Origin of the sequence: Mycolicibacterium madagascariense (assembly GCF_010729665.1) — a bacterium.
GTDB classification, from domain to species: Bacteria; Actinomycetota; Actinomycetes; order Mycobacteriales; family Mycobacteriaceae; genus Mycobacterium; species Mycobacterium madagascariense.
Genome location: NZ_AP022610.1, coordinates 5076310 through 5088325, shown reverse-complemented (window position 1 = coordinate 5088325; position 12016 = coordinate 5076310). Strand labels below are relative to the sequence as shown.

The window sequence follows — 12016 nt, the reverse complement described above, 5'->3', positions numbered from 1 at the left end:
CGTGTTCTAATCTTTGTTGAGTTCGGCTACCAGCCCCACAGCGTTCGGAGGCAACCAATGACGTCCATTGAACAACGCGACGTGCAATCGGTCCTAGACGGCATCGACGACTTGTTGCCGCTGATCGCCAAGCGGGCGCAGGCCGCCGAGGACCTTCGCCGCATCCCCGACGAGACGATCGCCGACCTCGACGCGGCCGGATTCTTCAAGCTGCTGCAGCCCGAGCAGTGGGGTGGGCTGCAGTGCGATCCGACCGTCTTCTACGAAGCGGTGCGCCGACTCGGCAGCGCGTGCGGATCCACCGGCTGGGTGAGTTCGATCATCGGCGTGCACAACTGGCACCTCGCGCTGTTCGACCAGCAGGCTCAGGACGAGGTCTGGGGCGACGATCCGACGGTCCGGGTGTCCTCGTCCTACGCCCCCATGGGTGCGGGCACCGTGGTCGACGGCGGCTACCTGGTCAGCGGCGCGTGGCAGTGGTCGTCGGGATGTGACCACGCGACGTGGGCCTTCCTCGGCGGTCCCGTCATCAAGGACGGTCGCCCCGTGGACTTCGGCAGCTTCCTCATCCCGCGGACCGACTACCGCATCGACGACGTCTGGCACGTGGTGGGACTCAAGGCCACCGGCAGCAACACGATCGTCGTGAAGGACGTGTTCGTGCCGCGACACCGGTTCCTGTCCTACAAGTCGATGAACGACCGCACCGCCGGCGGACTGACGAACAACACCGCGCCGGTCTACAAGATGCCTTGGGGCACAGTGCATCCCACGACCATCTCGGCGCCGATCATGGGCATGGCCTACGGCGCCTACGACGCGCACGTCGAGCACCAGGGCAAGCGCGTGCGCGCGGCGTTCGCCGGCGAGAAGTCCAAGGACGACCCGTTCGCCAAGGTCCGCATCGCCGAGGCGGCCAGTGACATCGATGCGGGCTGGCGTCAGCTGATCGGCAACGTCGGCGAGGAATACGCACTCCTCAAGGAGGGCAAGGAGATTCCGTTCGAGCTGCGCGCCCGCGCCCGCCGCGACCAGGTGCGCGCCACCGCCCGCGCGATCTCGTCGATCGACCTGCTGTTCGAGGCGTCGGGCGCGACGGCGCTCGAGACCGACAAGCCCGTGCAGCGGTTCTGGCGCGATGCCCACGCCGGTCGCGTGCACGCCGCGAACGAGCCCGAGCGCGCCTACCTCATCTTCGGGAACGAGGCGTTCGGGCTGCCTCCCGCGGACACGATGGTCTGATGACGTCCTTCGCGCAGGAAGTCGAGAACCAGCAGGAGATCACCTTCGAGTCGACGTCCCGGTACGCCCAGGTGCGCGACGACATGCGCCTGCATTATCACGAAGCGGGCGTAGGCAATTCGGAGACCGTCGTCCTGCTGCACGGGGGTGGACCCGGGGCGTCCAGCTGGTCGAACTTCTCGAAGAACATCGCGGTGCTGGCCCAGCACTTCCACGTCCTCGCGGTCGATCAGCCGGGATACGGGTTCTCCGACAAGCACACCGAGCACGAGCAGTACAACCGCTACAGTGCGACCGCGCTGCTGAACCTGTTCGATCAGCTCGGCATCGAACGTGCTGCGCTGGTGGGCAATTCGCTGGGCGGCGGTACCGCGGTGCGGTTCGCACTCGACAACCCGAAGCGCGCGGGCCGGCTGGTGCTGATGGGTCCCGGCGGCCTGAGCATCAACCTCTTCGCCCCCGACCCCACCGAGGGCGTGAAGCTGCTCGGCAAGTTCGCGGTCGACCCCACCCGCGAGAACCTGGAGAAGTTCCTCCGCATCATGGTCTACGACCAGAAGCTCATCACCGAGGAACTGATCGACGAACGCTTCGCCATCGCCAGCCAGCCCGAGTCGCTCGCGGCGACCAAGGCGATGGGAAAGTCGTTCGCGGGCGCAGACTTCGAGCTCGGCATGATGTGGCGTGACGTCTACAAGCTGCGCCAGCCGGTGCTGCTGATCTGGGGTCGCGAGGACCGAGTCAATCCCCTCGACGGCGCGCTGGTCGCCCTCAAGCAGATCGCCCGCGCGCAACTGCACGTCTTCGGGCAGTGCGGGCACTGGGCGCAGCTCGAGAAGTTCGACGAGTTCAACAAGCTGACAATAGATTTTCTAGGGGGATCCTCGTGAGCATCCGATCCTTGGGATACCTGCGCATCGAGTCGACCGACGTCCCCGCCTGGCGCGAGTACGGGCTGAAGGTGCTCGGCATGGTCGAGGGCTCCGGTCAGACCGAGGGTGCGGTCTATCTGCGGATGGACGAATTCCCCGCCCGCCTGGTGATCGTCCCCGGTGAGCACGACCGGCTGATGCAGTCGGGCTGGGAGACGGCCAATGCCGCTGGCCTGCAAGAGATTCGCAGCGCCCTGGACGTGGAGGGCACGCCGTACAAGGAGGCCACCGCGGCCGAGCTCGCCGACCGCCGCGTCGACGAGATGATCGTCTTCCAGGACCCGTCGGGCAATACGCTCGAGGTGTTCCACGGCGCCGCTTTGGAGCACCGCCGGGTCGTCAGCCCCTACGGCCACAAGTTCGTCACCGAGGAGCAGGGTCTCGGTCACGTCGTGCTGACCACGAAGGACGACGCGGAGTCGCTGCACTTCTACCGCGACGTGCTGGGCTTCAGGCTGCGTGACTCGATGCGACTGCCCCCGCAGCTCGTCGGTCGCGAGGCCGGGGACCCGCCCGCGTGGCTGCGCTTCTTCGGCGTCAACCCGCGCCACCACAGCCTGGCGTTCATGCCCGGCGAGACCCCCAGCGGCATCGTCCACCTCATGATGGAGGTGGAGAGTGCCGACGACGTCGGGCTGGCGCTCGACCGCGCGCTGCGCCGCAAGGTGCCGATGTCGGCGACGCTGGGCCGTCACGTCAACGACAAGATGCTGTCGTTCTACATGAAGACCCCGAGCGGCTTCGACGTCGAATTCGGTTGCGAGGGACTCGAAGTCGAGGACGACAAGTGGGTCGCCCGCGAGAGCACCGCGGTCAGCCTGTGGGGTCACGACTTCAGCATCGGCTTCAAGTAGTCCCGTGACCGCCTCGATCGACCCCCGCGCGTTCCGCAACGTGCTCGGTCAGTTCTGCACGGGCATCACGATCATCACCACCGTGCACGAGGACGTGCCCGTCGGGTTCGCCTGCCAGTCCTTCGCCGCGCTGTCGCTGGATCCGCCGCTGGTGCTGTTCTGCCCGACCAAGGTGTCGCGGTCGTGGCAGGCCATCGAGGCGAGCGGTAAATTCTGCGTCAACGTCCTGCACGAGAACCAGAAGGACGTCTCGGCTCGCTTCGGTTCGCGCGAACCCGACAAGTTCGCCGGAATCGATTGGCATCCCTCGCATCTGGGGTCACCGGTGATCGACCGCACGCTGGCGCACATCGACTGCACGGTGGCCTCGGTGCACGATGGCGGCGACCACTTCGTCGTGTTCGGCGCAGTGCACGCACTGTCGGAACCTCCGAAGACGAAGCCCCGGCCGCTGCTGTTCTACCGCGGGGAGTACACGGGCATCGAGCCGGACAAGAACTCGCCCGCCCAGTGGCGCGACGACCTCGATGCGTTCCTCACCACGACGACCGCGGACACCTGGCTGTAGCGGGGTCTTGGTGTTCAGTAGTGGTAGCGAGCCTTGAGGATCTTGACCTCTTCGTCGTCGGCCCGATAGGCCAGTCGATGCTCATCGTCGATCCGTCGCGACCAATAGCCGGAGAGCTCACCTTTCAGTGGTTCAGGTTTGCCGATCCCGTCGAAGGGGTCGCGCTGAATCTCTCCGATGAGGCGTGTGATCCTTCGGGCCGTCTTCCGGTCGGAGGCGAGCCAGTAGAGAAAGTCCTCCCACCCGTCAGGGTCGAAGGAAATTGCCCTCACTCCGCGCCGCCGGCCATCCCCTCGAGCTCGTCGATTGTCGTAATGCGCTGAACCGAGGGGGAGTGGTCGCTCGCCTTGTCTCGTGCAACGGCTTCCATGAGACGACGCGCGTTCTCGGGTGAACGCAAGAGGTACACCGTTTCTTGCCACGAGTCGTAGTCGGCGCCGGACATGAGCACGGCTTCCCCGGCCTACGACGAAATGCGGACGGGCTCGTGATCGTTGTTGACCTGCTCGAGCAGGGGAAACAAGCGCTGCCGAGCCTCACTAGCGCTGATCGTCATGACTGAATCGCTCCTGGTGTACCGATTGGTGGTACGAGTATTGTACGGCTTCCCCCGTACGCCCTGACGGTCTCGAAACTGATTCTCGCGACGGTTTACCTGCATGACGCGTCGGGAGGTTCAGCCTCGCGGGAACGAGGTCGAAGTACACCCGTGTAATTCATCCACACTGTGCACAACTGCTGTGGATGAACTCCACGATCGCCGCCGCGACCTCGCGGTGGGACACGTCGTTGAGGATGTCGTGGCCGCCGCCCTCGACCTCGACGAGTGACAGCGGCTCGATCTGATCGGCATAGGCCCGCAGCGCGCCGACCGGGGCGATCGGGTCGTTGCTGCCGTGCACCGCGAGCGTCGGCACGGTCAGGGTGGGGAGCAGTTCGCCGAAACCGTCCCAGCCGCGGTTGAGCTCGCGAGCGAGCGGTCCACCGTCGGCGTCGACGAAGGCCAGCGGGTCGTTCTCGATCGCGTCGAGGTAGAACGGGTCGGCCGACAGTTGATTCGGCGCGATCTCGAACGTCGAGGTCGCGTCGGCCAGTGCGGGTACCGGGACCAGCGGAGCGCCCGAAACGACCCCGGCGCGATAGGTCTCGGGCTCGCCGAGCAACAGGAAGAGCGTCGCCACCGCGCCGAAGGAATGGCCCTGCAGCACGAGGGGAACGTCGTCGGCTGACGCGAGATCGGTCAGCGCCGCGGCGAGTGCGCCGCTGTCCTCGAGCGTGCCGAAGTCGCCCCGGTCACCCGGCGTGAGGCCGTGACCGAACTGGTCGACGGCCCAGAGGTCGATGCCGGCGGCGTTGAGGGCGAAGCCGTAGCGGTGGTAGAGCCCGGTGTGCTCGCCGAACCCGTGGAGGAAGACGACGGCGGCACGCGGTTGCGGCGAGGCCCAGTGGCGGAAGTACGCGCGGCCGCGCTCGGTCTCGAGGAAGGGCATGCCTCGACCTCAGCAGGTACGTGTGTCACCCGCAAGACATCGGCGCATTGCGACGCACAGGGCGTGCCATGGATACTCATAGCCGCTCGTGGTGTGCATCACAGGCTGGAGGGAGTGGGCGATGGGCAAGCCGATACCGACGGGGTTGCGCAGGGTCGTCGTCGCCTCGATGGCGGGCACCGTCGTCGAGTGGTACGAGTTCTTCCTCTACGGCACCGCGGCCACCCTGGTGTTCAGCAAGGTCTTCTTCTCGGCGAGCACCAGTGACCTCGACGCCATCCTCGCCGCATTCGTCACCTACGCGGTCGGTTTCGTCGCCCGACCGCTCGGCGGCGTGGTGTTCGGCCACTACGGCGACAAGTACGGCCGCAAGAAACTACTGCAGTTCTCGCTGCTGCTGGTCGGTGCGACGACGTTCCTGATGGGGTGTCTGCCGACCTTTGGGCAAATCGGCTACTGGGCACCCGCGATGCTCGTCCTGCTGCGCTTTCTGCAAGGGTTCGCCGTCGGCGGGGAGTGGGGCGGTGCCGTGCTCCTGGTCGCCGAGCACAGCCCCCGCCAGGAACGCGGGTTCTGGGCTAGTTGGCCGCAGGCCGGGGTACCCGCGGGCAACCTCCTCGCGACGATCGTGCTGCTGGTGCTGACGACGACGCTGTCAACGGCGGACTTCCTGTCCTGGGGTTGGCGGGTGGCATTCTGGCTGTCCGCGGTGGTGGTGTTGATCGGCTACTACATCAGGACCAAGGTCACCGATGCACCCATATTCGTTGCGGCACAACGGGAAGCCGAGCGGATCAAGGCAACGTCGTTCAGCGTGATCGAGGTGTTGAAGCGCTATCCGCGCGGCGTGTTCACCGCGATGGGGCTGCGATTCGGCGAGAACATCATGTACTACCTCGTCGTCACGTTCTCGATCACCTATCTCAAGGTCCACGTCGGAGCAAACACCACGTCGATCCTCTGGTATCTGCTCGTCGCGCATGCCGTCCACTTCGCGGTGATCCCGTTGGTGGGCCGGCTCGCCGACCGATATGGCCGGCGACCGGTCTACTTCGCGGGTGCGGTACTGGCGGCCACCTGGGGCTTCTTCGCGTTCCCCATGATGGACACCGGGAACTATGCCGTCGCGACGGCGGCGGTCACGATCGGGCTGATCTTCCACGCGATCATGTACGCGCCGCAGCCGGCGCTGATGGCCGAGATGTTCCCGACGAGGATGCGCTATTCCGGTGTCTCCCTTGGCTATCAGGTCACCGCGATCGTCGCCGGGTCGCTGGCGCCGATCATCGCGGTCAAGCTGCTCGAGGTGTACGACTCCTCGGTGCCCATCGCCGCCTATCTCGCCGCCGCCTGCGCCGTCACGTTGGTGGCCGTGGTCTTCACCCGTGAGACCAAGGGCATCGACCTGGCGTCGCTCGACGTCGCCGACGCCGATGACGTCGCCGCAGCGCGACGTACGACGGTCTGATGGGCGACCTCGACGGGCGCACGGCCCTGGTGACCGGCGGTGCGAGCGGTATCGGTGCGGCATGTGCGCGGGAGATCGCGGGCCGCGGCGCGACGGTCATCGTCGCCGACGTCGACGCTGACGCTGCCACGGCTGTGGCGGACGAGATCGGTGGAAAGCCCTGGGCGGTCGACTTTCTCAACGTCGGCAGCCTGGAAGATCTGCGGCTCGACGTCGACGTCCTGGTCAACAACGCGGGCATCCAGTCCATCGCGCCGATCGCGGAGTTCGAGCCGCAGCGGTTTCGCGCGATGCTGGCGCTCATGGTCGAGACACCGTTCCTCCTGATCCGGGCCGCCCTGCCCCACATGTATGACCAAGGGTTCGGTCGGATCATCAACGTCTCGTCGGTACACGGACTGCGCGCATCGGAGTTCAAGGTCGCCTACGTCACCGCCAAGCACGCGCTGGAGGGCCTGTCGAAGGTGACCGCGTTGGAGGGCGGAGCCAGGGGTGTCACCAGCAATTGCGTGAACCCGGGGTACGTCCGAACTCCGTTGGTGGAGAAGCAGATCGCCGATCAGGCCCGTGCGCACGGCATCCCGGAGCAGGACGTCATCGATCGAATACTGTTGTCGGAGAGCGTCATCAAGCGACTGGTCGAGCCCGGGGAAGTGGCATCACTGGTCGGCTGGCTGGCCTCGACGGAGGCCGGCATGGTCACCGGGGCGTCCTACACGATGGACGGCGGCTGGAGCGCGCGCTGACGCTCCGGCGCGTGCAAATGAGTAGGTGCCGAATCTTCTAGGTGCCGGTTGGCCTGGATTTTCTTTCCGGGTTTGCCTAACTGCGGAGACGTCGGGGGTGTTCGGCGGACGTGTGACTGAGGTGCTCTTGCACAGTCGCTTTCGTGAGGTGTCGATGTTAATTTCCGCCGCACGCGAAAAGCCGACCACGGGAATGGAGCATCGAGATGAGCAAAGGTCTATTCGTCAGCCCGAGCAGAAGGCGTACGCAGAAGTTTGCAGCGGGGGCGGTGGCGTCCGCAACGTTGGTGGCCGGCGCGCTGGGACATGCACCAGTAGCTGGGGCCACGTGTTTGTCGATATCTGGTTTCACCCTCGGAAGTGGTTGCAAGAGTTCGGCATTCGGCGTGGCCATTGGTATCGGCGACGGTGCCGTCGCCAACGCCAACCGGCCGTTCAGCTTCGACGTTCGTGTGGCGCATGGGCCCAAGACGCCGTCGAAGACACTGTCCCAAGAGATCATGGATGTCGTCGGCGGCCTCTTCAAGGGACTGAAGCCGTTTGGTGGCGGGTCTGCCGACGACAAGGCGAAGAAGAAGGCCCCTGTCGAGGCGGCGAAGAAGGACGAGGCGGCTCCGGCGCCTGTTGACGGCGTATTTAACGGCCCGTGCCCCGAATGCGACGCGACGGGGGTGTTGGTGGACGAGGCGGCGAAGAAGGAAGCCGACGAGGAGGCGGCGAAGAAGCAGGAGGCTGACGAGGCGGCGAAGAAGGACGAGGCGGCTCCGGCGCCCGTTGACGGCGTATCCAACGGCCCGTGCCCCGAATGCGACCCGACGGGGGTGTTGGTGGACGAGGCGGCGAAGAAGCAGGAGGCGGAGGACAAGGCTGCTGAGGAGGCGGAGGCGAAGAGGGCGGATGAGGAGTTCGAGAAGTTCGGCCGGCTGCTAGATGATTTGGGCCGTCAGGCCGAGGCGAATGACGCGGCTGACGAGGCTCCCCAGGCCATGGCCGTGCGCGGAGACGCGCCCGTCACGAAGGACGGCAAGGCTGGGTCGATGGAGCCCGAGGCCATAGGGCCGGAGAAGACGGGTTCTCAAGGGCCACACGCCGAGACGACGGCCGGAGATCATGCGTCCGAGTCCGCGTCCAATGCCGGCGGCGAGAAAGAGGCAGACACTCACTCCGACGCCGGGCAGCATTCGAACGCGTGACGACGTGGTGGGCGGTCGCTCTGGCATGAGCCACGGCGACCGGCCCGCCGCAATCGGCGTCAACGCTGAGCGGCCAGCCAGGGCCCCATCCGCGTCAACGCCTCGGCAATGTCGGACGTGGCGCCGGCAAACGACAGTCGTACGTATCCGCCGCCGTGCACGGTGTCGAAGTCGATGCCCGGTGCGATGGCCACCCCCGTGTCGGCCAGCAGTCGAGCGCAGAAGTCCAGCGAATCCGTCGAATAATCGGACACGTCGGCATAGACGTAGAACGCGCCGTCGGCCGGGGCAAGTCTCGGCAAACCGATCTCCGGTAGACCGCGCAGCAGCATCTCCCGATTGACCGCATAGCCCTCGACGAGCGCGTCGGCTTCTGCGAGAGATTCGGGTGTGAACGCCGCAACGGCCGCCAGCTGCGGCAGCGTCGGCGGGCAGATCGAGAAGTTACCCGTCAACCGGTCGACGGCACGGTGCAGCGCCGGCGGTACCAGCAGCCAGCCCAGCCGCCACCCCGTCATGGCGAAGTACTTCGAAAAGCTGTTCACCACAATGGCTTCGCCCGAGGTCTCCCACGCACAGCTCGTTGCGGGAGCGCCCGGGTAGACCAGACCGTGGTAGAGCTCGTCGCTGACGAGCTGGACGCCGTTCGTTTCACACCACGCGGCGATCGCCGCCAGGTCGGCAGGCGGGATGACGGTGCCGGTGGGGTTGGCCGGACTGGCGAGCACCACGCCCTTGACGGGCGGTTGGATCGCGGCGAGCATTTCGACGGTCGGCTGGAACCGGGTGTCGGGACCGCACGGTAACTCGACGACCTGGCATCCCAGCGCCGACAGGATGTTTCGGTAGCACGGATAGCCCGGACTGGGCACGGCCACGCGATCGCCGACGTCGAAGCACGCCAGGAACGACAGGAGGAACCCACCGGTCGAGCCCGTGGTGACCACGACGTCCTCCGGGTGCACGGTGATTCCGTACCGCGTGGCGTAGGACTCGGCGATCTCGGTGCGGAGTTCCGGAATGCCCAGTGCGACGGTGTATCCCAGGTTGTGGTGCGCCAGTGCGTCGGCCGCCGCGGCGCGAACCGGGGCGGGAGCGTGGGCACTCGGCTGACCGGCGGACAGGTTCACCAGATCGCCGTGACTGCGTTGGCGCTCCGCCGCCGCCAGCCATACGTCCATGACGTAGAACGGCGGTATTCCAGCTCGTTGCGCGACGCGATCACTCACCCGAGCCAGGCTAGCCGGTCGGCCTTGCGCCCCTCAGGCGGCGAGGAGGTCGCTGAGGTGGATTTCGATGCCGCTGGCCTTGAGGGGGACCAGGTCACCGAGCAGGGGTGGGGCGGTGGAGTGATGGGTGGCGCCGGTGGGGGTGGTGAATGCGGCGGTGTGGCGGCCCTGGTGGTCGCAGAAGGTGCGTACCCGCCAGCCGGGGGCTTCCTTGGCGTAGTTGCAGGCCTCGCATTCCCCGAGCCCGTTGCGCAAGCTCGTCGCCCCGCCCGCGGCGTGGGGGGTGGCGTGATCGGTGTGGCGGATCGGGGCGTCGCAGTAGGGGGTGCGACACGTGTCGTCGCGCACCGCGATGAAGCGCGCCATGCCCGCCGGGAACCGCCGCGCCCGGGACTCCATGGCCACCAACGCCCCGGAGGTGGGGTGGCGGTAGAGGCGGCGCACGGTGGCCTTGGAGCGCGCGTCGGCGGCGGCGTCGGCGGCCAGGCGGCAGGCCACCGCGGCCGGGATCGGGCCGTAGCCGGGGACCCGCCCCGGGGTGGGGTCCCCGCCCAGCAGCGTCTCGTCGGTGATCACCAATTCGACGGCGACCGGGACCGCGACGTCGGCGGGGCGCCCGGTGATGCGTTCGACGAGGGTGTCGGCCATGACCTGTCCGCGGCCGCGGCCGTCCCCGCAGGTGTCGGCGGTGCGGCGCAGCGCGGCGTAGACCGCGACACCCTGGGGCATCGGCAGCAGTGCGGTCACGTAGGTCATGCAGTCCGGGGCCGGGCGGATCCACACCGAGCGTTCCTGAGGTGCCCGCACCGCCCGATCCACGACCGCCTGGGGGTCCAGGCGGTAGGCGATGGCCTTGGCGTCGGCTTCGATGCGCTTGTCGCCCTTGCCTTCCAGGGCGTTTTGGTCGGCGCACATCCGTTCGTCCAACCGGGCGCGGTCCTCTACCGACAGGCACGCCGATTCGCGCACGATCAGCGTCGCCCGCCATTCCGAGAGCGCCCCGGCCTTCAGCGCGGCCAGGGTGTGGGGCATCTCGTACACCAGGGCGCGGGCGAAGCCGAGGTGGCGTCCGCCGCGGTTCGGGGAATCGCGCCGGGCCAATGCCACTTCACTGGCCAGGCCCTTGCCGCGCTGGGACGCGGGCACCCCGGCAGCGGCCTCGCGAGCGCGGCGCGCCGCATCCAATGCCATGGTCAACTCGGCTTGCTCGGCCGCCGCGGCGCACTTGGAGACCTCCAGCGCCGCGATGCGCTCCACCAGCGCCGCCTCGGACAGGTCGTCGAACATGTGTTCGATCATGCCACGGCCCTACGACACGTCAGAGCACTTCATGTTCGAGGCGCCGGAGGTGATCCCGCGGCGGGCCCATCAGCTGAGCGCTCCCGTGTGCCCGCTTGAAGTACAGCTGAATGTCGTACTCCCAGGTGATGGCGACGCCACCGTGCATCTGGATCGACTCGGCCGCCACGCGACTGAATGCCTCGCTCGCCGACACCCGCGCCAGCGCCGCTGCCGTCGGCGACGGCTCGGCGACGGCATCGTCGACGAGGGCCTTGGCCGACTGCACCAGAACGTAGAGATCCGCCATGCGGTGCTTGAGCGCTTGGAAGCTGCCGATCGGCCGGCCGAACTGAACGCGATCCTTGGTGTAGGCGACCGTCAGGTCGAGGCATCGCGCGGCGGCGCCAATCTGCTCCGCCGCCAACAGGATCGACGCGGTATCGGCGAGCCCCGGGTCGGGGCCGATGACCGCGGTCTCCCCGGGCCGGACGCGCGCCAGCCTGCGAGTGGGATCCATCGTGACGAACGGCTCGGCGGTGAAGGTCGTCCAGCGGGCCAACCCGCCGTCCTCGACCCCGACCACCACGTCGGCCACGTCACCGTTGACCACGTAGCCGGGATCGAACACGACAGCGCCGATCGACGTGCCCTCGGCCAACGTCTCCAGAGTGTCGGCATCGGGGTCGTCGGCCGACAGCAGCGCCAGTTCGGCGAGCGTCGTGCCGAGCAGCGGCGTCGGCACCAGGGCGCGGCCCAGCGTCTCGATGACCACCGCGGCATCGGCGAGTTCGCCTCCCGCGCCACCGAATTCCTCGGGGACGACGAGTGCGGCCGCTCCGACCTGTTCGCACAACAGCGTCCACAGCGACTCGTCGTACCCGCGTTCGGACTCCATGGCGCGGCGCACCGCTTCGGGGGAGGCGTGCTTCTCGACGATCGTTGCGACGGTGTCGCGCAACATCTCCCGCTCTTCTGTCATGCGCGATCCGCTCCGCTCCTCGCTACCGGTCATG

The 12016-nt window shown here is 67.3% G+C and carries 12 protein-coding genes and 1 pseudogene; 7 read left to right on the top strand and 6 right to left on the bottom strand.

The window, feature by feature from the left end:
- Window positions 1-57 precede the first annotated feature (57 nt).
- The 4 genes from hsaA to hsaB are packed head-to-tail and all read left to right on the top strand — an operon-like array spanning window position 58 to window position 3596.
- Window positions 58-1242 (top strand): 3-hydroxy-9,10-secoandrosta-1,3,5(10)-triene-9,17-dione monooxygenase oxygenase subunit, encoded by a 1185-nt coding sequence (hsaA, locus tag G6N60_RS24100; protein ID WP_163741970.1) that lies wholly within the window; start codon window positions 58-60, stop codon window positions 1240-1242.
- Window positions 1242-2132: a 4,5:9,10-diseco-3-hydroxy-5,9,17-trioxoandrosta-1(10),2-diene-4-oate hydrolase gene (hsaD, locus tag G6N60_RS24095; RefSeq protein WP_163741968.1), complete on the top strand. Its 891-nt coding sequence runs from the start codon at window positions 1242-1244 to the stop codon at window positions 2130-2132. Before hsaA ends, hsaD begins: the two co-directional genes overlap by 1 nt.
- The gene (gene hsaC, locus G6N60_RS24090; RefSeq protein ID WP_163741966.1) at window positions 2129-3028 is read left to right on the top strand and encodes an iron-dependent extradiol dioxygenase HsaC; all 900 of its coding nucleotides are present in this window, start codon (window positions 2129-2131) and stop codon (window positions 3026-3028) included. The genes hsaD and hsaC overlap by 4 nt, the downstream gene beginning before the upstream one ends.
- Window positions 3029-3032: 4 nt before the next feature.
- Complete coding sequence (hsaB, locus tag G6N60_RS24085; RefSeq protein ID WP_163741963.1) at window positions 3033-3596, top strand: 3-hydroxy-9,10-secoandrosta-1,3,5(10)-triene-9,17-dione monooxygenase reductase subunit; 564 nt, start codon at window positions 3033-3035, stop codon at window positions 3594-3596.
- A 14-nt stretch (window positions 3597-3610) separates the two neighbouring features.
- Here the strand turns inward: hsaB and G6N60_RS24080 are convergent, their stop codons facing one another.
- From G6N60_RS24080 to G6N60_RS24070, 3 genes and pseudogenes are all read right to left on the bottom strand, one after another.
- Window positions 3611-3868, bottom strand: a complete 258-nt coding sequence (locus G6N60_RS24080; RefSeq protein ID WP_163741961.1) for a Txe/YoeB family addiction module toxin — start codon at window positions 3866-3868, stop codon at window positions 3611-3613.
- Window positions 3865-4152 (bottom strand): annotated as a pseudogene (locus G6N60_RS24075) (type II toxin-antitoxin system Phd/YefM family antitoxin). The gene G6N60_RS24080 and the pseudogene G6N60_RS24075 overlap by 4 nt, the downstream one beginning before the upstream one ends.
- A 160-nt stretch (window positions 4153-4312) precedes the next feature.
- Entirely contained in the window at window positions 4313-5086 is a 774-nt protein-coding gene (locus tag G6N60_RS24070; RefSeq protein ID WP_163741959.1) for an alpha/beta hydrolase, read from the bottom strand.
- A gap of 121 nt (window positions 5087-5207) precedes the next feature.
- On the opposite strand from G6N60_RS24070, the gene G6N60_RS24065 reads away from it, so the two are divergent.
- From G6N60_RS24065 to G6N60_RS24055, 3 genes are all read left to right on the top strand, one after another.
- The gene (locus G6N60_RS24065) at window positions 5208-6554 is read left to right on the top strand and encodes an MFS transporter (protein WP_163741957.1); all 1347 of its coding nucleotides are present in this window, start codon (window positions 5208-5210) and stop codon (window positions 6552-6554) included.
- Entirely contained in the window at window positions 6554-7300 is a 747-nt protein-coding gene (locus G6N60_RS24060; RefSeq protein WP_163741955.1) for a 3-hydroxybutyrate dehydrogenase, read from the top strand. Before G6N60_RS24065 ends, G6N60_RS24060 begins: the two co-directional genes overlap by 1 nt.
- A 386-nt stretch (window positions 7301-7686) precedes the next feature.
- On the top strand, window positions 7687-8493 hold the full coding sequence (locus G6N60_RS24055; protein WP_163741953.1) for a hypothetical protein: 807 nt from the start codon (window positions 7687-7689) through the stop codon (window positions 8491-8493).
- Window positions 8494-8552: 59 nt separating this feature from the next.
- Here the strand turns inward: G6N60_RS24055 and G6N60_RS24050 are convergent, their stop codons facing one another.
- From G6N60_RS24050 to ipdE2, 3 genes are all read right to left on the bottom strand, one after another.
- The gene (locus tag G6N60_RS24050; protein WP_163744471.1) at window positions 8553-9674 is read right to left on the bottom strand and encodes a pyridoxal phosphate-dependent aminotransferase; all 1122 of its coding nucleotides are present in this window, start codon (window positions 9672-9674) and stop codon (window positions 8553-8555) included.
- 81 nt (window positions 9675-9755) lie between these two features.
- Entirely contained in the window at window positions 9756-11009 is a 1254-nt protein-coding gene (locus G6N60_RS24045) for a 13E12 repeat family protein (protein ID WP_179969815.1), read from the bottom strand.
- Between the two features lie 31 nt (window positions 11010-11040).
- On the bottom strand, window positions 11041-11982 hold the full coding sequence (gene ipdE2, locus G6N60_RS24040; RefSeq protein WP_163741949.1) for an acyl-CoA dehydrogenase IpdE2: 942 nt from the start codon (window positions 11980-11982) through the stop codon (window positions 11041-11043).
- Between the last annotated feature and the right edge of the window lie 34 nt (window positions 11983-12016).

Bases quoted from the DNA above. Each gene is read 5' to 3' on its own strand.
- G6N60_RS24060 (WP_163741955.1), top strand. From the start codon at position 6,554: ATGGGCGACCTCGACGGGCGCACGGCCCTGGTGACCGGCGGTGCGAGC.
- hsaA (WP_163741970.1), top strand. From the start codon at position 58: ATGACGTCCATTGAACAACGCGACGTGCAATCGGTCCTAGACGGCATC.
- G6N60_RS24065 (WP_163741957.1), top strand. From the start codon at position 5,208: ATGGGCAAGCCGATACCGACGGGGTTGCGCAGGGTCGTCGTCGCCTCG.
- G6N60_RS24050 (WP_163744471.1), bottom strand. From the start codon at position 9,674: ATGGACGTATGGCTGGCGGCGGCGGAGCGCCAACGCAGTCACGGCGAT.
- G6N60_RS24070 (WP_163741959.1), bottom strand. From the start codon at position 5,086: ATGCCCTTCCTCGAGACCGAGCGCGGCCGCGCGTACTTCCGCCACTGG.
- hsaD (WP_163741968.1), top strand. From the start codon at position 1,242: ATGACGTCCTTCGCGCAGGAAGTCGAGAACCAGCAGGAGATCACCTTC.
- ipdE2 (WP_163741949.1), bottom strand. From the start codon at position 11,982: ATGACAGAAGAGCGGGAGATGTTGCGCGACACCGTCGCAACGATCGTC.
- G6N60_RS24045 (WP_179969815.1), bottom strand. From the start codon at position 11,009: ATGTTCGACGACCTGTCCGAGGCGGCGCTGGTGGAGCGCATCGCGGCG.